Below are 25060 nucleotides of genomic sequence, written 5' to 3' on the forward strand. Positions count from 1 at the left end.
CCGTCACCTCACCTTCTGGAGTAGCGACAGTGCGGCGATCAGCTCCGCCTGCGGTTCGGGGGACACATCGAGCGCGTCCAGGGGCGCGAGGCGGCGGTCGCGTTCGCTGTTGAGCACACCGTCGATGTACGCGGTCAGCACCTCGCCGCCCTTGTCGCGCAGCCGGAGCGCGCCCTGCGCCCCGATCCGCTCGGCGAGCTGCTCCCCGGCGCCCCGGGCCCGCCGCCCGCCGAGGAGCGCCGCCGCGACCAGGGCTGCGACGGTCTCGGGGTCGGGTGCGGCGTGCAGTTCCAGCGTGCGCACCTCGGCGTCGGCCAGCTCCTCCAGCTCGCGCCGCCACCGGCGCACGGCCATCCCGATGCGCTCGGCCGCCTCCAGGTCGAGCCGCCCCCGGATCACCACCGCTCCCGCCCCCGGGTCGCGCCGCCAGGCGTCGTGCACCTGCTCGTCGGCGGCGGCCACGGCACACTGCACCAGCGCGCAGAGGCTGCCGACCAGGGAGTCCAGCAGCTCACCCGCCGAACTGTCGCGCGGAAACCCGCGCCACCGGGTACGGGCGTCGCCGGCGAGCACCGCACCCGCCTTGAGCTGCCGGTTCACCCGCTCGCGCTCACCCTCGTACGCCTCCTCGACCACACCCATGAGCCGTACGGCGGCGGCGTACTGCCCGGCGACGGCCGCGGCCAGCTCCGGCATCCGCGCGTTGAGCGATCTGATCACCCCGGTGGCCGTGCGCCCCAGGGCCTGCTGCCGGGCGGCGGGGTCCTGCACCCGGTGGGCGAGCCAGGCGAACAGGGGCGCGACGGCGGTGGTGGGCAGCAGTCCGCTGCCGCCGCCCGCGGACTCGGGCAGCTCGGGGATGGTGAACCGGGGCACCTCGCCGAGTCCGGCCTTGGTGAGCAGGGCGGCGTACTGCCGGGAGACATCGGCGATCACCTGGTGGGGCACCCGGTCGAGGACGGTGACCAGGGTCGCGTCGTACTGCTTGGCGGTACGGAGCAGATGCCACGGCACCGCGTCGGCGTACCGGGAGGCGGTGGTCACCATCACCCAGACATCGGCGGCGCAGATCAACTCGGCGGCCAGCAGCCGGTTCCGCACCACGAGCGAGTCGATGTCGGGCGCGTCGAGGAGGGCGAGCCCGCGCGGGAGCGAGGACGCCTTCTCGATCCGTAGCCGGTTCCCCCCTTCGGGGGTGTTTTCGTCGGTGTCCGGGCTGTCGTCGCTCTCGTCCTGGTGGGGCAGCCAGACCCGGATGAGGTGGGGCAGCACCCGCATCCCGGCGAACCAGTGGTGATCGTCGGGGTGGCAGACGAGCACGGGCGTACGCGTGGTGGGGCGCAGCACCCCCGCCTCGGTCACCCGCCGCCCGACGAGCGAGTTCACCAGTGTGGACTTCCCGGCCCCGGTGGACCCGCCGACGACGGCGAGCAGGGGGGCCGCGGGGGCCTTGAGCCGGGGCACGAGGTAGTCGTCGAGCTGTGCGAGCAGCTCAACCCTGGTCTGGCGGGCCCGGGGCGCCCCGGGCAGGGGCAGAGGGAGACGCACGGCGGCGACACGGTCGCGGAGGGCCGTAAGTGCGTCGATCAGCTGAGGCCGTGCATCCAAGGTCACCACATGCGAAGAATGCCTAATTTTGGCGGCTTTTTGAAGCGTATGAGCTTGTCTGCGCGCCGGTCGGACACAAGGGGCAAGGGGGATGAGTGGGGCGCAGGCATAACGAGTGCACAACACCCGGGACGCGGGACGCCAAAAGCGGTGCAGAAATCGCACTCGCCTGCGATTATCGGTTCGCTTCACCGAACCTCCACATCGTGCCACGCAGGTGAAGCAACGAGGCCAAGGCAATCGGACCCCTATCCTTGTCCCGGCAAGGTCACGGACCCGCGGACTCCGGTAGCCGCGGCCACCATCCGGCCCCCGTAGCTCAGTGGATAGAGCAGGCGCCTTCTAAGCGCTTGGCCGCAGGTTCGAGTCCTGCCGGGGGCGCTCTTCCCAACTCGCCGCTCTCTCTCCGGCGGACCCCCTCCCTCGCGGAGGACCAGGAACGGCCGGCGGGCGCGGCCCGGTGCGGCTCCTCAGCCGGCGGGCGCGAGCAGTTCCAGCGCCTCCTCCCAGGAGAACCGGGTGCCACCACCGCCGCCGGCCACGGGCCGGTGAGGCGGGTACGAGCCGATCAGGACACCCATCCCCCGCAGCCTCCGCAGGCTCTCGGCGTACGCCGGGTGCGCGGCCTGGGCCGCGTTCAGGCAGGGGAGGGCCGCGATGGGGACGCCCAGGCCGTGGGCCTCGCACAGGATGCCCAGGGCGAGGGTGTCGGAGATCCCGGCGGCCCATTTGTTGATCGTGTTGAAGGTGGCCGGGGCCACGGCGATGGCGTCCGGGGGAGGCAGCGGGCGGGGGTCGCCGGGGGCGCGCCAGGCCGAGCGGATCGGGTACCCGGTCCGGGCCTCGACCGCCGGCGCGTCGATGAAGCCGAGGCCCCGCGGGGTCGCGACGACCCCCACCTCCCACCCCGCCTCCTGCGCGGCGGTGATCAGCCGGCCGACATCGCCGGCGATCCCGGCCGCGCACACGACCACGTACAGGAAGGGCCCATCGGACCGGTCGTCGCTCACGCGCGCTCCAGGGGGTTGGGGGGTCAGGAGCGGCCGGCGGAGAGGCCGCCGTCCACCGGGAGGGCGACTCCGGTGATCCAGCGGGCCTCGTCGCTGGCCAGGTAGAGGGCCGCGTGGGCCACGTCGTCGGGGTCGCCGAGGAAGCCGAGGGGGAGCCGGTCCAGGACGGTGCCGAAGCGGCCGGACTCCCGGAGTCCGTTGAGCGCCTCGCGGTTCATGTCGGTCTCGACATACGCCGGGCAGACCGCGTTGACCCGGACGCCGCGCGGGCCGAAGTCCATGGCCATCGAGCGGGTCAGACTCACCAGCGCGCCTTTCGCGGCGGCGTACGCGGCGCCGTCGGTCAGCCCCGTCAGCCCGTGGACCGAGGCGATCTGGACGATGTTGCCCTGGCTGCGGAGAAGCGCGGGCAGGGCGGCCCGGGAGCTGAGGAAGGCGGTGTGGAGATTGGCGTCCAGGGTCGCGTGCCAGTCGGGCTCGGCGCACTCCGCCGCGTTGGTGCGGGTGATGAGCGCGCCCGCGTTGTTGACCAGCACATCGAGGGCCCCGTACAGCTCCACGGCCGTGTCCATCAGAGTCCGGGCCTCGTCCTCGGACGAGACGTCGGCCGGGACCGCGACGGCCCGGCCGCCGGCCGCCGTGATGTCCTTCGCGGTCTGGATGACGGGTCTGGGGCGGCGGCCGTTGACCACGACGCTCGCGCCCTCGCGGCCGAAGCGGAGGGCGATGGCCCGCCCTATGCCGGTGCCGGAGCCCGTCACCACGGCGACTTTGCCTTCCAGCCGCATCAGGGGCTCCCTTCGGGGGTGGGGTGACGGGCCGGAAGAGGACTTCCGGTGGCGTCTCGGTCCCGAAGCCTGCCACGCGACGGGGATTTCCCACCAGAAAGCGGCACACGGGGTGCGGGCCCGGGGCGGACAATGGCGTGAATCCGACCGGTTCGGGGGGCGGATGGGTGGGCGCGGGCCGCGTTGCCGCATGTCAGCACGGGGCGGCGCGGGTGGGCACGAGCGAACACGGGCCCGCGCCCGAGACACCCCGCCGGCCCCGGACAGCGGCCGGTGGACGGCCGGGACATCGCGCGGTACGGAGCGGTGGCGCGCGGGCGCCGAGCCCGCCGCCCGGAGAAGCCCGAACACCCCCGGAGGCGCCCGGACACGGCCGGAGAGGCCCGGAGACACCCGGAGACGGCCGTGGCCCGCGGACCCGGTCACCCTCCCCCGTACCGCCCCAGCAGCTCCCTGGGCACCCCCGCCAGCAGCGGCGGTTCGCGGTCGCCCGCGTAGCCGAGGTGCAGTTCGCCGCGAGCGCGCGTGACCAGGACGTAGTACGCCATCCGCAGGGCGGCGGCGGTGGGGTCGACGGCGGCGTCGAGATGGGTGTCGGGGACGAAGACGGTGTCGAAGTCGAGACCCTTGGCGCTGGCACGGTTGAGCAGGGTGACACCGGGGCGGTCGAGCGTCAGATCGCGGTACCGGCCACCGGTGGCCTTGCCGCTGTACGTCTGGAGGCGCCCCGCCGGGAGAAGGGGCTCCAGACGCGCCTGGAGGTCGAGTTGGTGGTGGGTGTGCCGGAGGATCACCCCCGTGCGGTGGCCCGGGTTCCCCCGGGTGTGGCGGGCGATGTGGTCGGTGACCTCCCGGGCGTCGGCGTAGCGGCGCAGCACCGCGCCGGGACCCGGCCGCTCCGGCAGCGGTGGCGGCACCGCGCCCACGTGGAAGTGGGCGGCCAGGGCGGCCAGGGGCCGGGTGTTGCGGTGGTTGTCGGTGAGGTCGTGGCGGCCGGGGCCGCCGAGCACGGCGGCGATCTCGGCGAGGGTGGACTGGGTGTCGGTGATGCGCTGGCACTCGTCGGCGAAGACGGTCACCCGGGCGCCGAGCAGCCGGCAGAGCCGGTAGAAGTCGACGGGCAGATCCTGGCCCTCGTCGAGCACCAGCACCGGTGCGGTGCCCGGCTGCTGGGCCGCGCGCCGGAAGACCAGGGGCCAGTCGAACCAGCCGTCCGGGGTCTGCGGCGCCGGGTCGCCGGTGAGCCCCCGGTGCCAGGTGTGCAGCCAGCGGTGGACGGTGCCGACCTCCAGCCCCGTACCCGGGCTCGGGTCCGGGCCCGTGGCCAGGCCCGTGTTCCGGCCCGTGTTCCGGCTCGTGTTCCGGTCACGGTCCACGCCCCGGCCCCGCGCCCGGTCCGCGTCCTGTTCCGGCCCGAGGGCGGCGGCCAGGGGTTCCAGGGACTGGCGCAGCAGATTGGAGCGGGTGAGCAGGGCGACGGGCGTGCCGGTGAGGGCGAGCATCACCGCCCGCTGGACGGCGAGCAGGCTCTTCCCCGAGCCGGGCGGACCGGTCACCAGATGGTGTCCGTCGAAGGGGATGCCCGCGAGGAGATCCCGCTGCTGGGGGGCGAGGGAGAGATAGTCGACCGGCATGGGCCCGTTCAGTCCTCTCCGCCGCTCGCCGCCTCGCGGGCGGTGTCGATGACGGGCTCGAAGAAGCCGGGCACCCCTCCCCCGCCGATCAGCAGCACCCGGTCCAGCAGGGTGTTGCCGGTCTCGCAACTGGTCTCGGGGAGCAGGGCGCAGGCGTGGCAGGCACCCCGGTTGAGGTTGCCGAAGCCCTGGCCCGAGTGTTCGGCGCAGAGCGGGTCGGCCGAGCACCAGGCGGCGGCCTCGGTCATCCGCAGCAGGGTCTCGGCGAGATGCGGTGCCTCGCCCTGCTGGACGAGCCCGCCGAGTGTCCCCGCGGCGTCCCCGGCCGCCGTGTAGATCAGCAGCCCGGCCTGACCGCTCGGCTCCCGTCCGTACACCCGCTCGCGCAGGCTCGCGGTGGTGTAGCCGGACTCGAAGGAGAGCTGGCGGATGAGGAGGTGGGCGAGGGTGTGGAGCAGGACGAAGCGCGGCGCGAGCACCGCTCCGGTACGGGCCTCCAGCCGGTCCTTCTGAAAGCTGCGGTCCAGGTCGGCGCGGATGCCCGCGACCCGGTTCCGTACCTCCGGGTCGTCCTCCCACTCGCTGAGCCGTTCCTGGTCCAGCGTGAGGAAGATGCCTTCGCCGAACACCTCCACGGCGGGCAGCCAGCGCAGCCGCCCGGCGGTGTCGGCGGGGACGAAGGCGGCATCGGGCGAGACCCGGGTGAAGCCCTGGAGCGCCCGGACCTCGCGGAGCCGGTCGGCGAGCACGACCCGCCCGACGCGCTCGTGGAGCGCGGTCCACGGCGCCCCGGCCTCCTGGTCGAGGCCGAGCCCGGTGTGGCGGACGACGAAGTCGCGGGTGGCCTCGGGCGCGGGGGCGGTGAAGGCCGCCCACTCCTCCTGGCTGAGGTCCGGGTAGACGGGTGTCCCGGGAGCGGGCGCCGCGCCGGGGCCGGTGGCGGTGCCGTGCTCCTCGGCGAGCAGCGCGTCCAGCAGCGCGTCGTCGGCGTCCGTCTCCTGCTTGAGCAGATCGCGCAGCACGGGGGCGGAGGGGCCTTCCGGGGCGGAGCACAGGGCGAGCCAGAGCGAACTGGCGCGGACCCGGTCGGCCCCGGCGCTCTCGACGGCCGGATTGGTCTCGGCCCCCGGGATGTCCAGCGCCGAGTGCACCACCGGGTAGTACAGATTGCCCGCCGTGCGCTGGACGACCTGGACGGCCTCGGTGCAGGTGACGGCCTCACCGGCGCGCTGCCAGGGGTTGCGCCCCGCACAGCGCAGGCCGTGCGTGCCGAGCACCTTGAGCAGATTGCGCGAGGCTCCCGGACAGCCGGCGCCCGCGTCGCAGACGATGGAGAGCGCCTCCAGGCCGGACGCCCGGTGTTCGACCCGGAAGCTGAGGCGGTCGCGGTCCGCGCAGGAGCGGCGCTTCTCCGGGTCGAGTTCGGAGTGGGCCCAGAACCACCAGTCCACATCCGAGAGATGGCCGCCCCGGCAGATCTGGACGAACCGCATCGGGACCAGCGGTCGCCCGGGCGCGCAGCCGGGGCAGCGCGGCGGGGTGCCGGGGGTCTCGTCCGCGATGCGCCAGCGCTTCATCCGGCGGCACGCCCCGCAGAAGAGCCAGGTGGGGAAGCGGATATAGGGGGCGCCGGGCGCGTCGGGGGTGTCGAAGCGGTCGTTGAGGGTGGCGGGCGCCGCGTAGAAGCCGCTGGCGCGCAGCCGGGCGGCGAGGCGCGGGGAGTCGACGGGCGTGCGCTTGGCGGGCCAGTCGCCGATGCCGGTGGCGACGAACGACTCGCCCTGGAGGTCGAGTACGGCGCCGACGCCGAAGGGGAGCACGGTCTGTGCCTGGCGCACCCGCAGCTTGCGGCTCATCGGTCGGCTCCCTTGACGGTGACCTGGCATTCGCGGTCGACGCTGCGCAGCGAGTGCGGGGTCTCCCACAGGCCGCCGTACTGCTCGAAGTTCTTGAGGAGGTGCGATTGCCCCTTGCCCTGGCTGCGGTAGTGGAGCGCTCTGCCGCTGTCCCGGGCGTCCTGGGCGAGCCGCTGCCACGCGGCGAGGAGCCGGTCCAGTTCGTCCCGTACGGAGGCGGTGGCGCGCGGGTCGCTCGACGCGGCCCACTCCACGATCCGCTCGGCGAGGGCGACGGCCTCCGGCAGCCGGTCCAGAAGCTCCCCCGCCCGGTCCTCGGCGGCGAGGCCGAGCCGGTGGCGTACGAGGATGACCAGCACGGCGTGGAGGGCGCGGCGGCGGGCGGGCACCGACCAGGGGGTGACGCTGGTGGGCTCGACATGGCGGTACAGGGCGCGGTGGTAGGTGCCGAAGGTCTCGTAGTGCGAACGGTCGCGCGGGCGGGTGGCGTTGAAGAAGGTGACCACGAGACCGGGGACACCGTGCCGGCCGACGCGGCTGGTGGCCTGGATGTACTCGGCGGTCGCCTTGGGCTGGCCGAGCATCAGCATCAGGGCGAGGCGCTTCACATCGACGCCCACCGAGAGCATGTTGGTGCAGGGGAGGAAGGAGACGGCCGCCGGGTCGTCCCAGGGCTTCTCCAGCCGGTCGAGGAGGACCGGCTGCTGGGCGCGGGCGAGGTTGGCGGTCAGCTCCTGGACCTCGGAGTCGGGCAGGTCGCGGGTGCCGTGCGGCCCCGCGAGCCCGGCGAGCTGGGCGGGGATGTCGTCACCGGCCGCGGTGACGGTCCGGCCGAGTTCGCGCAGGCTGTGGTGGTAGGCGACCAGGGTCCAGTAGTCGTCGCGGTGCCCGGCGGGGAGTTCGTACGCGCCCTGGAGCATGGCGGCAGCGGTGGTGACCGATGCCCGGCCCGCGGTGTGGCCCTGTGCCATCACCCCGAGGTAGCGGCGGCCGGGGCGGCCGGTGTCGGGTTCGGCGAAGTAGGAGTGGCGGGCGTCGAGCCCCGCCGAGGGGAAGACCTGGACATCCCGCCCGTACAGCCGGCGCACCTGCTCCCCGGCGCGGCGGATGGTCGCGGTGGAGGCGACGATCTTGGGACCGTGCCCGCCCCCGCCCCCGCCCCCGCTCCCGTTCCCGGGGGAGTCCCCGCCCGCCGTGCAGAGCGTGATCACCGCCGACTCGTACAGGCCCGCGAGGGAGCCCAGCGGGCCGGTCAGCAGATGGAGTTCGTCCTGGATGACCAGGCCGGGAGGGCGGTGGCCCGCGGCGCCGAAGAGCCGTCCCGCCCTCGGCTCCCAGGCGAGCCGGGCGAATTTGTCGACGGTGCCGAGGACGAAGGTCGGGGGCCGGTCGTAGAGGTGCTCGTCGACGACCGCGATGGGGAGTTCGCCGTGGAAGGCGCAGGCGTCGCGCGGGCAGTGGAAGGCGAAGGACTGCTCGGTGGCGCGCACCCCGTAGTCCTCGATGTCCGAGGACTTGGCGCGCGGCAGAATCCGGGTGCCGCACCAGGGGCAGCGGTCGAGGATGAAGACCTCCTCGGGGCGGGCAGCGGCGCGCACATCGTCGTAGAGGGTCTTCGCCTTGGCGTAGGTGTTGGGCACGGTGGTGTCGCCGACCCAGAGGCCGATGGTGAACGGCTCGGTACCGAGGGCGGCCGGGTCGTCCCGGCGCATCCGCTCCAGGGCGCAGACGGTGGTGGCGGCGCGCTGGAACTGCTGGGTGGTGAGCAGACTGAGGGTGTAGCGGCTGAGGACGGCGGTGCCGCCGCCGTCGGCGTCCCGCCGCCGCAGCACCATCAGAAACGCCGCGAGCAGCAGATACGCCTCGGTCTTGCCCCCGCCGGTGGGGAACCAGATCAGATCGACGCGGTCCCGGTCCGGGTGGGTCGGGTCGACGGTGCCGTCCAGCGCGAGCAGGAAGAACGCGAGCTGGAAGGGGCGCCAGGCGGCGGCCGGGTCGGTGGCGGGCTCGTCCTGGCGCGGGGCGCCGCGCTCATGGCGCTCGCCGGCCTGGTCGGGGGCGCTGTGGCGCATCTGGAGCGCCATGGCGCGATTCGCGGCGCGGAACGCCGCCAGCAGCTCCGGGCGCTCCGGGTCGCAGAGGGTCTCGACGCCGGACTCGATCCGGGCGACGGCGGTGCCGATCCGCGCCAGGACGCGGCCGGCGGCCTCCCGGCCCCAGTCGGGGGCGGAGGCCGGGTCCTGGGCGGTGTGCCAGGCGCGGTAGCCGGCGACGAACGCGCGCAGCTCGTCGCGGAGCAGACCCGTGGGAACGGTGGGGTCGGCGAGGTGGGAGAGGGTGAGCACGGGAGAGGCGGCGGGCCCCGAGGCACGGACGGCGGGGACCTCGGCCTGGGGGAGGACTTCGGTGTGGAGGCGGACGGGGCGGGTGGGGTGGTGATCGGGGACGGGGGTGCCGGGGGCGGGGGTGCCGGGGGCGGGGGTGCCGGGGGCGGGGGTGCCGGGGGCGGGGGTTCCGGGGGCGGGGGTTCCGGGGGCGGGGGCCCCGGGGGCGGGGGCGGTCTCCTCGGTGACCGCGCACCCGTGGCCTATGGCGTGGGTACGGACATGGCGGTACTGGAGCCGGAGTTCGCGCTCCTCCTCGTCGCGGCTGGCGAGCCGGACGCTGGGGTACTGGCGGATCGTGCCGCCCTCGGGAGTCAGGCTGAGCCGGGCCTGGAAGAGCATCCGGTCCCACGCGGGGCCCTCCCCCTCGGTGCGGCCCGCGTTGACCAGGGCGGCCGTGACGAGATGGCCGTCGCCGAACGGCCGCCAGCGGAAGCGCAGTTCGGCACGCCCCTCCAGTACGGGGACAGCGGTGACGGAGGGCCCCACCAGGACGCTCTCCTCGGGGAGCGGATGGCGCTGCCAGCGGCGGCCCCGGGGGCCCTGCCCGGTCTCGTAGCGGGCGGCGGAGCAGACGACGCGCAGGGCGGGGGCGTCGGTGCAGAGGCTGATGCCGAGGGAGGAGGGGAGCCAGGAGTTGGCCGAGGGGAGCGGGTCGGCGGCGGGGCTGGTGTCGTCCTGCCGCCGCTCCGTCCCGGCCCCTTCCTGCTCGTCGCCGGACAGTTCCAACTGGTGGTGCAGATCGGCTTCCTGGGGGTAGAGGGTGCCCGCGAGGTACTGACGGTCCGGTGGTATGTCCAGCGTCTCGTCGGGGCCCTGGGCGGGTCCCACCAACTGACGCCGCAGATAGGCGGTCAGCTCGTCGCGCGGCTCCATCGATCCCCCTCGTGCGTGGTGCGCCGGCCGGGCCCGTCCGGTGCGCCGCCCCCTGCCGGAATTCCGGATACTAGCGCTGGTTCGCACGGTTCAGAGCCGAATGTCAGTGCCTTGTGCCAGAGTCTTGCCATGACTGGCATTGCGCCGGGCGCCCGGGGGGACAGGGCGCAAGACCTGCGCGCGGCAATGGGACCGCTGCTGCGACGGCTGAAGGAACTGGCGGTACGAGGGGTGGTGGCCCGCGCCGAGTTCGAGGCGGTCACCGCCCACCTCGGCCTCGACCGCGCGGGGCTCGACCGGATGGAACAGGCCCTGCCCTCCTTCGGGTTGCGCATAGCCGCCCCGGTGAGCCCGCCCCGGGGCCGGGCCGGGGGGCCCGACCGGGGGGCCGGAAGACCGGGCGTCGGTTCGCCCCGGCGCCCCGCCCCGGAGGAGTCCATCCGGTCGGGCGGTCCCGCGATCGCGCCATGTCCCGCGCCTCCCGGCCCTGTTGGCGGCCGGGCGGTGCGTCCTGAGCCACCGTCCGGGGCGCCGGTCGCGGCCGTCCGCCGGACGGCGGACCCCCGGACGGCGGCCCCCGATCCGGCCGGGGCCGGGGCCGGGGCCGGGGCCGGGACCGAAGCCGGGGCCGGGGTCAAGGCCGGGAGGGCGTCTGGCGTGACAGCGCCGGTGGAGCGGTCGCCCGCCGCGACAGCCGAGGCGGAGGGGCCCGGCTCACCACCACCCGTACCACCCACCCCGTCCCCACCATCCCCACGGCCCGCGCCCTCGCCCCTGTCGGACACCTCGGCCCATCGGGTCGCCATGGCCCTGGAGCTGGCCCGGCGGTACGGGACGGAGTACGGGATACCGCCGGAGATCGCGGGCGGGGTGGCGCGGCTCTGCGGGCTCGGTGCGGCGGAGCGGGAGGCGCTCGTCGCCGCGCTCGCGCCGGGGAGGGAGAGCGCGGAGCCCGCGCCGCCCCGGGCCCCCGGCCCGCCCACCGCTCCCCCGTCCGGCTCCGCACCCTCCGGCGGCTCCACTCCACCCGCCGGCACCGGCACCGGCACCGGCACCGAATCGGACCGCGAAGCGGACGCCGAAGCCGGCTCGGACACCGACACCGGCTCGGACGCCCCCACCGCGCTCGACACCCCTCCCGCCGCCCCCGCCGCGCTGAGCGCGCCGCTGATGGGCCCCGGCGCCGCTCCCGCCGCCCCTGTCTCGGCGGCGGGGGACCGGGCCGCGATCGAGGCCGCGCACCGGCTGTTCGACAGACGGCGGCACATCCGCAACCCCGCCAAGCGGCTGCTCTCCGAGGCCGAGGTCATCGGCCTCTCCCTGCTGATGCACGGCGGTCCGGAGCATGCCGAGCGCGAGGTGACCGAGGCCGAACTCGCCTCCCTGGACCCCGGCGACCCACGGCGCCGGGCCTACGAGGCCCTGGTCGAGCACAACACCGGTCTCGTGCACGAGATGTGCAAGAAGTACGTCGACCAGGGCCTCGACTACGACGATCTGCATCAGTACGGAGTGCTCGGGCTGATGCACGCCACCTGCAAGTTCAACCCCCGGCTGGGCTGGCGGTTCTCGACCTACGCCTTCCACTGGGTGCGCCAGTCGATGTCCCGCGCGGTGGCGGACTTCGGCAGCGCCATCCGCATCCCGGTCCACTTCCACGAGGAGATCCGGAAGGTGGCCGCGGTCACCGCCCGCCTCCGGTCGGAGGGCCGGCCGGCCTCGGCCGGGGAGGTCGCCGTCGCCACCGGGCTGACCATCACCCGGGTGCGGGAGATCCGCCGGGTCAGCCGGGTCACCGACTCCCTGGACCGGCAGCTCTTCGAAGGCGCGAACCTCGGCGACGCCCTGTCGTTCGAGCATCCGAGGCCCGGCCCGGAGGAGGTGCTGCACCACTCCTGGTCCCGGGAGGACATCGAGTCCCGGCTGCTCAGCAGGTTGAGCCCCAAGCAGGCCGATATCCTCCGCCGCCGCTCCGGGCTGGTCGACGGCGAGCGCCAGACCCTCCACCGGATAGGCGACGACTACCAGGTCACCCGCGAGCGCATCCGGCAGATCGAGACCAAGGCGAGGCGCAGGCTGCGGGAGGTGCTGGAGGAGGAGGCCGGGGAGTCGGAGCGGAGGCGCAGGGAGGCCGCGCGGGGCCCGGCGGCGCACCGCCCCGTCCGCCCGTCCCGTGCGCCCGTGGCGCGCCCGGAGAGCAACGGGAGCACGGGGAACACCGGGAGCACCGGGAGCACCCGGGTGCCGACCGGGTTCGTGATCGCGGCACAGAGGTTCCGGGACCGGCTGGGCCGCGGGGGAATGCGGGAGAGGGTCGGCAAGGACGGCACCCTGATCCTGTGCGCGATAGCCGATGGCCGGCTCCCGGGAGACGCCGCGTCGACGCGGCTGCGGAACGCCGTCCTGGAGTGGGAGGAGTGAGGGGCGGCGCCGCGAGAACCCCCAGTAGGGTGGATTTCGTCCGGCTGTCGCGCGGAGGGGCTCACGGTGCCGCAACTGGCTTTCGCCAACACGTTCTGGGAGAAGTACGAGCAGCTGGAGAAGCCGGTGCGCGCGGGGGTGCGCAAGGCGATGGTCAAGTTCCAGAGCCTCACGGTGGCGGAGCTGCACTCCGACAAGGGTCTTCACCTGGAGTCGGTGGAGCAGGCCAGGGACCCCCGGATGCGGACCATCCGTATCACCGACTTCTGGCGCGGGGTGGTGCTGGCCCCTGACGACGGCGGGGACACCTTCCTCCTGGTCAATGTGGTCCAGCACGACAAGGCGTACGAGTGGGCGGCCAAGCGGATCTACACCGTCAACACGGCGACCCGGGGGCTCGAACTCCGCAATGTCGTGGCGATCGAGCAGTTGACGCCGGTCCTGGAGCAGGCGGCGGCCTCGACCCCGACCCGCCTCTTCGACACCTTCTCGGACGGCGCCCTGAAGAAGCTCGGAATCGACGCCACCACGCTGACGGCCGTGCGCACGGTCATCGACAAGCCGCAGCTGGAGGCCTTCTCCTCGCTCTTCCCCGAGGACCAGTTCGAGGTGCTCCAGTTCCTGGCCGAGGGCTTCGACGAGGAGACCGTGTGGCGCGAGGTGGTGGCGCTGCGCAGGCCCGCCGACCCGGGGCCGTACGACCCGCAGGACCTCACCACGGCGATGGCCAACACCAGCAGCCGCATCACCCTCGTCAGCGGGACGCGGGAGCTGGAGGACATCCTCTCCAAGCCGTTCGCCGCGTGGCGGGTGTATCTGCACCCGGCGCAGCGGAGGGTGGCGTACCGCGTCTCCTTCGCCGGTCCGGCGCAGGTCTGCGGCGGACCGGGCACCGGGAAGACGGTGGTGGCGCTGCACCGGGTGAAGCATCTGCTGGAGCGCTCACCCGAGGGCGCCCGGGTGCTGCTGACGACGTACACGACGGCGCTGGCCCATGCGCTGCGCGAGTCCCTGGCGCTGCTCCTGGACCACGACGAGCGGCTGCTGTCCCGGGTCGATGTGACCACCGTGGACGCCTATGCGCGGGAGGTGGTGCAGCGCTCCCCCGATCCGTCGCCGCAGCTGGCGGACGATCTGGAGGAGAGGTCCCGCTGGCAGCGGATACGGAAGAAGCTGGCGCTGGAGTGGAGCGAGCAGTTCCTCGCCCAGGAGTACCGGCATGTCGTGCTCGCCCAGGCCATCACCACGGTGGAGGAGTATCTCCGGGCCCAGCGGCACGGCCGGGGTTCGGCGCTGGGCCCGGTGAAGCGGGCGCGGGTGTGGCGGGCGGTCGCCGAGTTCGAGCGGCAGTTGCGCGCCGACGGGAAGCGGACCTATCTCCAGCTGTGCGCGGAGGCCGCGCGGCTGCTGGCCGACGGACGGACGGACGCGGCCCGTTACGCGCACGTCGTGGTGGACGAGGCGCAGGATCTGCACCCGGCGCAGTGGCGGGTGCTGCGGGGCGCGGTGGCCCCGGGTCCCGATGATCTGTTCATCACCGGCGATCCGCACCAGCGGATCTACGACTCGCGGGTGTCGTTCGGTTCGCTGGGGATCGCGGTGGCGGGCCGGTCCAGCCGGCTGCGGATCAACTACCGCAACACGGAGGAGATTCTGAGCTGGTCGGCGGAGCTGCTGGGCGGGGAGGCGGTGTCGGACCTCTCCGGGGACGATCTGGACTCGCTCGCCGGGTACCGCTCGCTGCTGCACGGCCGGCGGCCCACCATCCGGCAGTTCCCCGACGAGGAGAGCGAGCTGACCGCGCTGATGGAGCGGATCGAGGGGTGGGTGCGCGCGGGGGTGGCGCCCTCCGAGATCGCGGTCGCCGCGCGTTTCCACACCTCGCTGGAGAAGGTCAGGGGGCGGCTGCGGCGCGCGGGCATCGAGGCGCGGCTGGTCAGGGAACGCCCGTCGGAGCGGGACGAGGGGGTGCGGCTGGCCACCATGCACGCCATGAAGGGGCTGGAGTTCCGCTGTGTGGCGCTGATCGGGGTGACCTCGGGGGCGTTTCCGTTCGCCCCCGCGATCACCGCCGAGGAGATCGACCGGCTCCAGCACCAGAGCGACATGCTCACCGAGCGCTGTCTGCTCTTCGTGGCGTGCACCCGGGGCCGGGAGGATCTCTATGTCTCGCACAGCGGGCAGGCCAGCCGTTTCCTGGCGGTCCCGGCGGCGTGAGCTGGTCCCGGCGGCGTGAGCACGGTCCCGGCGGCGTGAGCGCGGCTTCGGCGGCGTGAGCGCGGCTTCGGCGGCGTGAGCGCGGCTTCGGCGGCGTGAGCGCGGCTTCCGCTCAGGGCACCACCACAGCCCGTCCGGCGATGGCGCCGGCGCGCAGCCGCTCGTACGCCAGCGGGGCTTCGTCGAGGGTGTACGTCTCGGTGTGCGGGGTGATCCGGCCGGCGCGGGCGAGGGCGAGCACATCGAGGAGGTCCTGCCGGGTGCCCCAGTAGGGCGCGGTGACGGTGATGCCCGGCCGGGTGCCGCCGAAGGCGACGGGGACGGCGCCCCGGCCGATGCCGAGCAGCGCGATATGGCCGTCGGCGGCGGTGACCCGGGCGGCCAGCGAGGTGGTGGCCGGGGAGGCGACGAAGTCGTAGACGGCCGCCGCGCCCAGCCCGCCCGTGAGGCCGTCGATGGCGGACCGGGCGGTGTCGTCGCCGGGCAGGGCGTGGTGGGCGCCCGCGTCCCGGGCGAGCGCGCGCTTCTCCCCGGTGACATCGAGGGCGACGACGGTGGCCGGGGTCAGACAGCGCAGCAGCTGCACCGCGAGATGACCGAGGCCGCCGGCGCCGATGACGACCGCCGTGCTGCCGGGCGGGAGCTTGTGGCGGCTCTCGCTGATCGCGTGGTACGGGGTGAGCCCGGCATCGGTGAGCGGCGCGGCGTGCACGGGGTCGAGGCCGTCGAGGGGCAGCAGATGGCGGGGGTCGTCGACGAGGAGGTACCCGGCCAGGGCACCGGGCGCGCCGAGGCCGGGCGGGAGGATGGAGCGGGCCGGGGCGTGGGGGCAGTAGTTCTCCCGGCCCACCGCGCAGGAACGGCAGGTTCCGCAGCCCCAGGCGCCGTAGACGGCGACCGCGTCCCCGACCGTCGCACCGTGGGTGTCCGGCCCCACGGCCGCGACGGTCCCGGCCGCCTCGTGGCCCAGGGTGAGGGGCAGCGGAAAGGAGAGGGTCTCCCTCGGGGCGGCCATCACGGTGAGGTCGGAGCGGCAGATGCCCGCGGCGGTGACCTCGACCAGCACCTGCCCCGGTCCGGGTACGGGGTCGGGGAGGGTGACCAGTTCGGGCCCGGCACCGGGGGTGCGGTACTGGACGGCCTTCATGCGTACTCCTGCGGCGGGACGGGGCGGGCGGTGGGGACCCCGGCCGGTCGCCGGGGTCGGAGCCGGCCGCCGGGGGCCGGTGGTGGTCGCCGCGGCCGGGGGGTGGTCGCCGCGGCCGGGGGGTGGTCGCCGCGGCCGGGGTCGGTCACGGACGAGGCCGGTCACGGACGGGATCGGTCACGGACGGGATCGGGCCGTCCTGGTGGCCGGGAGGGGGAGCGGTCAGGGGGCGGTCAGCATCGGCAGGTCCCCGAGGTGCTCCTCCGGTACCGCGAACGCGTCCGCGATGACCGCGAGATGCGGGGCCAGCCGAGCGGTGAGCCGCTCGGTCAGATCCGGGATCGCCCGGACCTGCGCGGCGCTGAGGTGCCCGTCCGCGAGCAGTTCTCCGGCGCGCGGGGTGAGCGAGTCCAGGAGGAAGAGGGCGCAGAGGTCCTTCAGCAGGGCCCGGGTGCCGGGGTGGGTGACCGTGTCGATGGCGGCGATGAAGGCATCGGCGGCCTGGAGGGTGGCATGGGCCGCGACGAGTTCGAGGGCGGCGCTGGAGGCGTTGTTCCAGCGGCCCAGGGAGTCCCCCGACGGCCCGGATCTGAGGTTGAGCCGGGCCCGGTGGTGCCAGCGGCTCTCCATGACGGCGAGCTGGTCGCGGAGGAAGGAGGGATCTCGCAGGGCGGAGGGCGCCTGGGGGTTGACGGTCCGGCGGCCGGTCGGCTCGGTCGGCGTGTGTCCGAAAATCATCTCCGCGCCCGCCTTGCACCAGATGGCGAGGTTGTCGCCCTCGGCGGTGATGGCCCCGTCCGCGTTGGCCGGGTACTCGGCCAGCCCGTTGACGGGGAAGAGCGCGCGGGCGCCGCAGCGCTCCCGGGCCTCGATCGTGATGGCGCGGGCCTGCCAGGTGATCCACCCCTTGGCGACGGCCACCAGCCGCTCCGCCCGGTCCCGCTCGGCCGGGTCGTGCCCGATCCAGGCATCGGTGACGGCCCGGTGCAGAAAGGTCATGGCGTAGGCGGTCGCCAGGGACTTCAGCAGCCGGGCGTGGTGGCTGCGGTGGGCGGCCAGCGGAATCCTGCTGCCGGCGGTGGGACCGGAGATCCGCCGGGTGTGGGCGTAGCGGACGGCGATGGCGAGGGCCGCCCGGCAGCCGCCCAGGGTGCTGGCGCTCATACAGAGCTTGCCCGCGGTGACCCGGCCGATGGCCTGGAGGAAGCGCTTGCGCGGACTGCCGACGGCGCTGCGCAGCGTGCCGTCGGAGAGCAGCCGGCCGTGCGGCCCCTGGACCAGGGCTGTTCGCGGCAGCCGTACCCGGTCGAAGGCGGTGACACAGTGGTCGACCGGGCTGCCGATGCGTTCCGGGAGCTGTTCGATGCTGATGCCGGGCAGCGGGCCGTGCCGGTCGGTCAGCGGGGTGAGGAAGAGGAACACCCCCAGGTCCTGGCCGTCCACGACGAGGCGGGCGGCGACGACCGCGGACTTGGGCCCGCCCGCCCGGCTGGTGTTGGGCATGTACTTCTGGGCGCCCTCATTGGGGGTGTGCAGGACAAAGACATTGGCGCGGCGGTCGTAGGTGGCGGTCGTCTCCAGCGCCGCCGCGTCATTTCCATGGGCCCGCTCGGTGCACAGGAACGTTCCTGTGCGCGCGAGAATCTCGAAGGCCGTGAGGTCACGCTCCGTTGAATTGTCATCCACCAGGCTGCCGAGGAAGAGGTTGTAGTGAATTCCGGCCACGGTGGCGAGTGCCCCGTCGACGACCGCGGCCCACTCGTGCATGGCGGCGAGCCCTCGGGGGTCGCGTGCCAGTTCCTCGGCGGATTCGATTTCCTCGTTGAATGCGCGCAGTCGCGTATAGGACAACTCCCAGCGCTCCTCCGTCCGCAACTCGGGACGGAATCGGAAGGGCTCTGTGGAGATGGTTTTCCGCCAATGTGAATGAGCATCGGCGGGGCCGTCCTTGAAGAGTACGGAGGTCAGTTCACGGCGGGCGGGCGGCGCCGATTCGACGGCGTCGGCCGAGATGTCGGCACGGGCATAGGCTGGGGTGTCGGCATGGGTGAACACGGCCCTCTCAACGATTATGGGCTGTTCTGGTCACCGCTCGGGCTGTCGCTCGTTTGAGTGATCATCATCCCTTGAGTGCCGGAGAAGCCCAAGCCGCGGCCCACGGTGGGCGAAACGGTCATCCTTGGGCGATATAAAGACCTTTGCCTGAGGGTGATCCACGCACCACTCTTTCGCCATCAGGTCAGATCGTATGACTTAACCAAGGAACCGCAGTGACCGCGAAGACACCGGCAACCACCACCGCGCAGCGCCTGCTGAAGGACCGTGAGGAGGTGGCAGAACGCCTACTGCAGGCAAGCGTCAGGCATTCCTTCGACCCCGAGCGGGAACTCGACTGGGAGGCCCCTTTCGACGAGGGAAAATGGTTCTGGCCGCCGGAACTCCTTTCCCTCTACGGAACTCCGCTGTGGCGGGACATGTCCGATGAGCAGCGCCGCCTCCTCGCCCGCACCGAGAGCGCCGCACTGGCCTCGATCGGCATCTGGTTCGAGATCGTGGTCATGCAACTTCTGCTGCGGCATATCTACGACAAGCCCGTCACCAGCAAGCATGTGCGCTATGCGCTGACGGAGATCGCCGATGAATGCCGCCACTCCATGATGTTCTCCCGCTTTCTCGCCAAGTCGGGCACCGCCGTCTACCCCGTGTCGCCGCTCATTCAGAACGTCACCCGGATTTTCAAGTCCTGCTCGAATACGGCGACTTCACTGATCTTCACGCTGCTCTGCGAGGAGGTCATCGACTGGATGCAGCGGCTGACCTTCGCCGATGACCGGATTCAGCCCCTGGTGCGCGGGGTGACCCGCATCCATGTGATCGAGGAGGCCCGACATGTGCGGTATGCGAAGGAGGAACTCCGCCGCCAGATGGCCGAGTCGGGACGGCTGGAGCGGCGGCTGACATGCGCCGTCACCGGCGAACTCGCACGGGTGTTCGCCCGCGCCTTCGTCAATCCGAACGTCTACCCCGACTGCGGACTCGACCGCCGCACCGCTCTGGCCCAGGTGCGCGCGAGCGACCACCGCCGGGAGGTGCTGCGCAAGGGCGCGGCGCGGCTGTCGGCCCTCCTCGACGAGGTGGGGGCCCTGGACTCCCGGGGCAGACGGGTGTGGCGCGAGGCGGGACTGCTCTGAAGGGCCGCCGGGCCGCACCCGCCTGCGCCCACGGGGCGCAGGCGGACTCCGGGCAGCGGTCGGACGCCGCGTTTCCCGGCACGGCCTCCGGAGGGACGGCCCCCGGAGGGACCGGCTCCGGGCAGGCGGGAGCCCCCTCTCCGCGGGGGACGGAGAGGGGGCTCGGCCAGGGCCTCGGTGGGGGAAGTTGTCATCAAGGCCCTGGTGCCGCCCACGGAGCCCTGCGGGATGTCGGCTCCGTGGGCGGCGGTCCGGTGACCCGCCGGGGGTGCGGCCCCGGGAGTTTCTTTCGGATCGGGCCGGATCGATGAGCGGGGTCCGGTGCCGTGGATCGCGAGGCGGAGGAGCGAGCCCACGCCGAGCGCCGGCGAGGGACGGCAACGCGGCGAGGCGCGGTGCCAGGGCTCGCGAGCCCGGCACGATCCGAAAGAAACGACCTAGGAGGGCCGGACGGGCCGTGGGTCGGTCCCGTCGGGTGGTTCGGGGCGGCCGGGGCGCGCGGGGTGCTGGGGTGCGGTGAGGAAGTGGTGCATCGAGCGCAGGAACTCGAAGAGCGCGTCCCGCTCACAGGGCCCGGTGGCCGGGCGCCGTCCGCCGCCGGAGTACCGGTCCGCCCAGTCGGGGTGCCGTTCGGCCCGTTCCGGGTACTCCGGGCAGATGGAGCGGTCCGGATGGTCCGGACGCTCGGTGCGGCGGTGGTCGGCCCGGGCCGGGCCGGCTCCGCGGTGGTCCGCCGGGCCGCGCCGGACGCGGTCCTCCCGATGGCCGCCGTGGTGCCGGAGGTCGCGCAGATCCTTTAAGTGCAGGGCGTCCGCGAGCGCTGTCCTCAACGGCTTCATCGCCGGTTCCCTTCGCCGAAGTGCCGGACGGCCCACTCGTCATCGGGCCTCCAGTCGCCGCCCGCTCCCACGGGCCTGTCGTATCCCTGCTGGCCGTAGCCCTGGACCGGGGGACCCTGGGGCGGGGTGTACGCCTGGTACGCGGGGTGGGACCGCCCGTTCCCCTGCGGTTGCGGCGGTATGAGTGCCTGCGGCTGGTGCTGTGGCTGGGGCGGATGGGGATGGTGCGGCTGCGGATGCACGGGGCGCCCATGGGTCGGGGCGTGGGGCGCGTGGCTCCCGTGCTGATGCGGCTGGGGGTGCTGGTGCTGACGGGGGTACGGACCGCTGTGGACCGGGTGTCCGTGGGAGTGCCCGGGGGCGGAGGCGCTGTACTGGAGGGCGGGCGCGGGCTCGGGGGCGTACGGCCGTGCCGGCTCGGGCTCGGGCTCGGGCCGTGCGGGCTCGGGCCGTGCGGGCTCGGGCTTCGCCGGTTCCGTGGTGGCCGGCGTCCCGTCGTCGTCGGCGCCCTCTCCGGCCGCCGGCTGCTCCGGCCGGTCGCCGGGGAAGAGAATCTCCACTTCCCCGGTGCCGCCCCTGCGGCGCTGGTCGGCCCACTCCTCGATCTGGCTCCGGCAGGCGAGGTCGAGATGGGAGATGCCGGAGGCGTCGACACAGACGCGGTCCTTGCCGGAGATGGACTCCAGCTCCTCGATCAGCCGGGGGAGCCGCAGGAAGGTGGCGTTCCCGCGCAGTTCCAGCCGTCCGGTGTCGCCGTCCGTGGTCCTGCGGACGGTCATCTTCGACATCCGCAGGGCGGTCAGGACGATGGCGACGGCGAGGCCCGCCAGGACGCCTTCGAGCAGGTTGGCGACCACGATGGCCAGCGTCGTGGTGATCATGACGAAGCCCTCGCCGCGGTCGGTCCGCCACATCTGCACGAAGGCCGGGGGGTTGAAGAGCTTCCATCCCGCGTGCAGCAGCACTCCGGCCAGCACGGTGACCGGGATGAGTCCGAGCAGCCCGGGCAGCAGCAGGCCGAAGCCCAGCAGCCAGGCGCCGTGCAGTACGCGGGAGACCTTGGTCCTGGCTCCCGCCTGGACATTGGCCGCGCTGCGCACGATGACGGCGGTCATGGGCAGTGCGCCGAGGAAGCCGCAGATGGTGTTGCCGACGCCCTGGGAGAAGAGTTCGGCGTTGTACTTGGTGCGCGGTCCGGTGTGCATCCGGTCGACGGCCGCGGCGCTGAAGAGGCTCTCCGCGGAGGCGATGACCGTGAAGGTGACGATCATGGTGAGGACGGCCGGGTCGATGAGCCCGCCGAGCGCCGAGGGGCCGACGAAGTCCACCGCGTCCAGCATGTTGCCGAACGAGACCTTCTTCACGTCGAAGCCCGGCAGCAGTGCGATGGCGCTGCCGAGGATCACCGCGACCAGGGGCGCGGGGACCTTGTTCAGCGGCGCGGGCACCTTCCGCCAGAGGAAGCACAGGGCGAGTGCCATGACACCCAGCAGCAGCGCGGCGCCCATCTGCCGGTTGCCGAGGACATCGGAGGCGAGCCCGGGCAGGCCGGCGATGTTCTTCAGGGCCGTACCGAGCTGCTTGGCGTCGACGAGGGCGTACATCTGGCTGAGGATCAGCGGTACGCCGATGCCCGCGAGCATGCCCTGCACCACGGAGACCGAGATGGACTGGAAGACCCGGCCCATCTTCAGCGTACCGAGGATCATCTGGAGGATTCCGCTGATCAGGACGACGGGGCCGAGGAGGCCCACACCGTGTTCGGTGACGAACTCCAGCACCAGGACGGCGAGTCCGGCGGCGGGGCCGCTGACCTGGAGGCTGCTGCCGGGCAGAAAGCCCACGATCAGTCCGCCGACGATGCCGGTGATGATGCCGAGGGCCACGGGGACACCGGAGGCGGCCGCTACTCCGATGCAGAGGGGAAGGGCGACGAGGAAGACGACGATGGAGGCGGTGAAGTCCGCACTGAAGGAACTGGCGAGGGGCGGTGAGCCGGCGGGCTTGGGGGCGGGGGTGCCGGCGGCCTTTCTCGCGTGCCGTCCAGCACCGGGACGCAGTCGTTCAGTCGACACAGGGTTCCTTTCGCCGCGACCGGGCGCCGGGGAGCCGGGGGGTGCTCCATGACCGGCGGACCGGTGCGTGTGGGGGGTGGGGAGAGCCGGGTGAGCCCTGATCAGTTGCGCTGGAACACTCCGTGCAGTTCGTCGAGTTCGAGGACCTCGGCGGTGTCCACGCGGTAGTACCAGCCGTGCAGCTGGAGCCGGCCCTCTTCTACGGCCGCGCTGACCTTGGGGTAGTTCCGCAGCGCCTCCAGCTGGGCCGTGACATGGCGCTGTACGTAGCTGGAGAAGGCGATGTCGTCCGGCGGCGTGCCGAGCATCGGGGCGAGCGCGGGCCGGGCGACGGCGACCCACTGGGCGACGCTGGGGAGCGTGGTGAGGTCCTGGTCGTTGGCGAGGGCGCCGACGGCTCCGCAGTGGGAGTGGCCGCAGACGACGATGTCGCGCACCTTCAGCACATCCACCGCGTACTCGATGGTGGCGGCCTCCCCGGACTGCACTCCGTGCGCGTAGGGGGGGATGATGTTGCCGGCGTTGCGGAGTTCGAAGACCTCGCCGGGGACGGCGCCCGTGATGAGGGCGGGGATCACCCGGGAGTCGGAGCAGGTGATGAAGAGGGTGCCGGGGGACTGACCGGCCGCGAAGCGGCTGAAGGTCTCGCTCTCGGGGGCGATCCGGTGACGGAAGTTACGCGCGTTGTCGAGGAGTCGTTTCATGGTCATACTCCGGGCTCTGTCCAGCCGGGGGGCTGGAGGGGAGGGACATCCGGCGCTGGATGTCTTGGCCCGGAAGCATGCGCCGAAGTCATGAGTCACCTGTGAGATCGCCGTGAGAGAGTTCTCATGGCCATGACAACGATGTCCACCCCTGTGTGCCGGTACCTCCATGGGGTACCGGCCTCCGGCCGGGGGATCAGATCAGGGGCTCGGGCCGGGTGCTCGGGCCGGACGCCGGTCGCGGGCTTCAGGCCCGGAGCCGGTATCCGACTCCCCGGATGGTCTCCACCCGGTCGGGCCCCAGCTTCCGCCGCAGATAGCGCACATACACATCGACGATGTTCGAGCCGGGGTCGTAGTCGAACCCCCACACCCGGCTGAGCAGTTGCTCCCGCGTGAGCACCTGGTCCGGGTTGCGCAGAAACACCTCGGCCAGCGAGAACTCCCGCGCCGAAAGCTCCGCCACCCGCCCGTCCACATGGACCCGCCGGGTGCGCAGATCGAGGACGAGATCGCCCACGCGCAGCACCGACGCCTCCGGGCCCGCCTCCCCGCGCAGTCGCAGCCGTACGCGCGCCAGCAGCTCCTCGAAGGCGAACGGCTTGGAGATGTAGTCGTCCGCCCCGGTCTCCAGGCCCGCGACCACGTCGGAGACGCTGTCCCGCGCCGTCAGGATGACCACGGGGAGGGTCACTCTCAGCTCCCTGAGCTTGCGCAGCACCGTGAGTCCGTCGACCGCGGGCAGCCCCAGGTCGAGGATCATCAGATCGCAGTCGCCGGCCCGCGCGTGCTCGTACGCGGAGAGCCCGTCAGCGACGACCGCGGTCATGAACCCATTGCTGCGCAGTCCTTTTTCGACGAAGGAGGCGATTCCTGCTTCGTCCTCCGCTATCAGAATCCGGTGCATGATGTCCTCTCTGCCAGGGGTAGAACGCCGGCAAGTCCAGTACGAACCGGGCTCCCCCGGTTTCGGCGTCCTCCACCCACGCCGTGCCGCCGTGCGCCTCGGCGATCTCGCGGACGATCGCGAGCCCGAGGCCGATGCCCGTGCCCGCCTGCGCGGGCGAGGTGACCCGGCCCGCCTGGACGAACCGGCCGAAGATCCGGTCCCGGTCGATGGGCCCGACGCCCAGACCGGTGTCCCGGACCCAGAGCATGACCCGGCCCTCCTGGACCGCCGAGCCCATCTCGATCAGGTCGCCGTCGAGCGTGTGCCGGACCGCGTTGGCCGCGAGCTGGATCAGTCCCTGGGTGAGCCGCTGGCCGTCGACCAGCACCGTCTCCTCGGAGACGGCGGCGACCCGCCAGTGCCGGTTGCCCAGCGCTCTCGCCTTGGCGACCACATCCACGATCAGATCGGTCAGGTTGGTCTCCCCGACGCTCAGGAAATCCGGGCGCTCCGCCTTGGCGAGCAGCATCAGATCGTCCACGATGCGGCTCATCCGGTCCAGCTCGTCGACGAGCAGGGCCCGGGTCATCACCCGCTCCTCGAAGCCGTCCTCCATCAGTTCGAGATGGCCCCGGACCACGGTGATCGGGGTGCGCAGCTCGTGCCCGACCTCGTCGAGAAAGCGGCGCTGGGCGGTGAAGGCCCGCTCCAGACGGTCCAGCATGTGGTTGAAGGTGTGCGCGAGCGCGGCCACGTCGTCGTCGCCCTGCACATCGAGCCGCTGGGTCAGATCCGACTCCCCGATGCGGGCGGCGGTCTGCCGGACGAGCCGGATGGGCGCCAGGATGCGCCCGGCGACCAGCCAACTCGCCAGCCCGGCGCAGACCAGCGCGCCGAAGGCGGTTGCCATCAGCATTTTGGCCACCCGCCGCTCCTCGCGGAGCTGCCGGTCCCGGAACTCCAGCACCACCAGCCGTACGTCCTGGGGGTCCCCGGCGACCCGGACGGGGACCACCCCGTACCGCACCTTGCCCTCCGAGGAGTCGATCCAGCCCACGGTGGTGCCGTGGACGCTCGCCAGCTTCCTCACCACGGCGGGATCGCGGTCGAGCTGGATGGGCGCCTCGGCGGAGCTGCGCCGGTCGGCGCGGCCGTCGACGATGCTGAAGAAGGTCTCCTCCCGGCTGGGCAGATTCACCGTCATGAAGTGGGTCAGCAGCGAGGCGCCGTCGCGGAAGGGCTGGCCGGTGGAGGGGTCGTTGACGGTCCGCGCGAACCTGCGCAGCTTGTCGACCTCCCGCTCCAGCTGGGCGTCGACCTGGTGGTCGAGCTGGGCCTGCCAGACCACGGTGATCCCCACGGTGGGGGCGGCGAGCGCCGCTCCGACGAGCAGCAGCATCCAGCCGACGATGCGCGATCTC

General features: G+C 73.1%; 16 protein-coding genes and 1 tRNA gene. 5 read left to right on the forward strand and 12 right to left on the reverse strand.

Translation table 11 applies throughout. The annotated features are described in order from the left end of the window. Positions 1 to 3 precede the first annotated feature (3 nt). Positions 4 to 1608 (reverse strand): dynamin family protein, encoded by a 1605-nt coding sequence (locus ACWCRA_RS22910; protein WP_351545497.1) that lies wholly within the window; start codon positions 1606 to 1608, stop codon positions 4 to 6. A 308-nt stretch (positions 1609 to 1916) separates the two neighbouring features. Between ACWCRA_RS22910 and ACWCRA_RS22915 the strand changes: the two genes are divergently transcribed. Then, positions 1917 to 1989, forward strand: a tRNA-Arg gene (locus ACWCRA_RS22915). Positions 1990 to 2078: 89 nt separating this feature from the next. On the opposite strand, the gene ACWCRA_RS22920 is transcribed toward ACWCRA_RS22915, so the two are convergent. From ACWCRA_RS22920 to ACWCRA_RS22940, 5 genes are all read right to left on the reverse strand, one after another. After that, positions 2079 to 2618: a flavoprotein gene (locus ACWCRA_RS22920; RefSeq protein WP_451068462.1), complete on the reverse strand. Its 540-nt coding sequence runs from the start codon at positions 2616 to 2618 to the stop codon at positions 2079 to 2081. Positions 2619 to 2641: 23 nt separating this feature from the next. Beyond that, positions 2642 to 3406, reverse strand: a complete 765-nt coding sequence (locus ACWCRA_RS22925) for an SDR family NAD(P)-dependent oxidoreductase (RefSeq protein ID WP_351545398.1) — start codon at positions 3404 to 3406, stop codon at positions 2642 to 2644. 422 nt (positions 3407 to 3828) lie between these two features. Then, the gene (locus tag ACWCRA_RS22930) at positions 3829 to 5040 is read right to left on the reverse strand and encodes a DNA helicase (protein WP_451068463.1); all 1212 of its coding nucleotides are present in this window, start codon (positions 5038 to 5040) and stop codon (positions 3829 to 3831) included. Positions 5041 to 5048: 8 nt separating this feature from the next. Further along, positions 5049 to 6896, reverse strand: coding sequence for a DUF1998 domain-containing protein (locus tag ACWCRA_RS22935; protein WP_351545402.1), 1848 nt, complete (start codon positions 6894 to 6896; stop codon positions 5049 to 5051). Next, on the reverse strand, positions 6893 to 10156 hold the full coding sequence (locus tag ACWCRA_RS22940; RefSeq protein WP_451068464.1) for a helicase-related protein: 3264 nt from the start codon (positions 10154 to 10156) through the stop codon (positions 6893 to 6895). The genes ACWCRA_RS22935 and ACWCRA_RS22940 overlap by 4 nt, the downstream gene beginning before the upstream one ends. 657 nt (positions 10157 to 10813) lie before the next feature. Between ACWCRA_RS22940 and ACWCRA_RS22945 the strand changes: the two genes are divergently transcribed. Together ACWCRA_RS22945 and ACWCRA_RS22950 are read left to right on the forward strand one after the other, a co-directional pair. Further along, entirely contained in the window at positions 10814 to 12577 is a 1764-nt protein-coding gene (locus ACWCRA_RS22945) for a sigma-70 family RNA polymerase sigma factor (RefSeq protein ID WP_451068465.1), read from the forward strand. A gap of 66 nt (positions 12578 to 12643) precedes the next feature. Further along, positions 12644 to 14794, forward strand: coding sequence for a UvrD-helicase domain-containing protein (locus ACWCRA_RS22950; protein WP_451068466.1), 2151 nt, complete (start codon positions 12644 to 12646; stop codon positions 14792 to 14794). A gap of 112 nt (positions 14795 to 14906) precedes the next feature. Here ACWCRA_RS22950 and ACWCRA_RS22955 read toward each other — a convergent pair whose 3' ends face one another. Further along, positions 14907 to 15941, reverse strand: a complete 1035-nt coding sequence (locus tag ACWCRA_RS22955) for an NAD(P)-dependent alcohol dehydrogenase (protein ID WP_351545413.1) — start codon at positions 15939 to 15941, stop codon at positions 14907 to 14909. Positions 15942 to 16163: 222 nt separating this feature from the next. Further along, positions 16164 to 17792 carry an acyl-CoA dehydrogenase family protein gene (locus ACWCRA_RS22960; RefSeq protein ID WP_351545416.1) on the reverse strand — a complete coding sequence of 543 codons (1629 nt, stop codon included), beginning with the start codon at positions 17790 to 17792 and terminating at the stop codon, positions 16164 to 16166. 419 nt (positions 17793 to 18211) lie between these two features. Here ACWCRA_RS22960 and ACWCRA_RS22965 point away from each other — a divergent pair, with 419 nt between their 5' ends. Both ACWCRA_RS22965 and ACWCRA_RS22970 read left to right on the forward strand, forming a co-directional pair. After that, positions 18212 to 19132 (forward strand): AurF N-oxygenase family protein, encoded by a 921-nt coding sequence (locus ACWCRA_RS22965; protein ID WP_451068467.1) that lies wholly within the window; start codon positions 18212 to 18214, stop codon positions 19130 to 19132. Positions 19133 to 19803: 671 nt separating this feature from the next. Beyond that, on the forward strand, positions 19804 to 19932 hold the full coding sequence (locus ACWCRA_RS22970; RefSeq protein WP_351545422.1) for a hypothetical protein: 129 nt from the start codon (positions 19804 to 19806) through the stop codon (positions 19930 to 19932). Between the two features lie 35 nt (positions 19933 to 19967). Here ACWCRA_RS22970 and ACWCRA_RS22975 read toward each other — a convergent pair whose 3' ends face one another. From ACWCRA_RS22975 to ACWCRA_RS22990, 4 genes are all read right to left on the reverse strand, one after another. Next, positions 19968 to 22046, reverse strand: a complete 2079-nt coding sequence (locus ACWCRA_RS22975) for a SulP family inorganic anion transporter (RefSeq protein ID WP_451068468.1) — start codon at positions 22044 to 22046, stop codon at positions 19968 to 19970. 101 nt (positions 22047 to 22147) lie between these two features. Next, complete coding sequence (locus ACWCRA_RS22980) at positions 22148 to 22750, reverse strand: carbonic anhydrase (protein ID WP_351545503.1); 603 nt, start codon at positions 22748 to 22750, stop codon at positions 22148 to 22150. Positions 22751 to 22997: 247 nt separating this feature from the next. Further along, the gene (locus ACWCRA_RS22985; RefSeq protein WP_351545428.1) at positions 22998 to 23657 is read right to left on the reverse strand and encodes a response regulator transcription factor; all 660 of its coding nucleotides are present in this window, start codon (positions 23655 to 23657) and stop codon (positions 22998 to 23000) included. Beyond that, positions 23560 to 25038, reverse strand: coding sequence for a sensor histidine kinase (locus tag ACWCRA_RS22990; RefSeq protein WP_351545506.1), 1479 nt, complete (start codon positions 25036 to 25038; stop codon positions 23560 to 23562). The genes ACWCRA_RS22985 and ACWCRA_RS22990 overlap by 98 nt, the downstream gene beginning before the upstream one ends. Positions 25039 to 25060: the final 22 nt, after the last annotated feature.

The sequence above is a fragment of the Streptomyces sp. NPDC001889 genome, assembly GCF_053594535.1.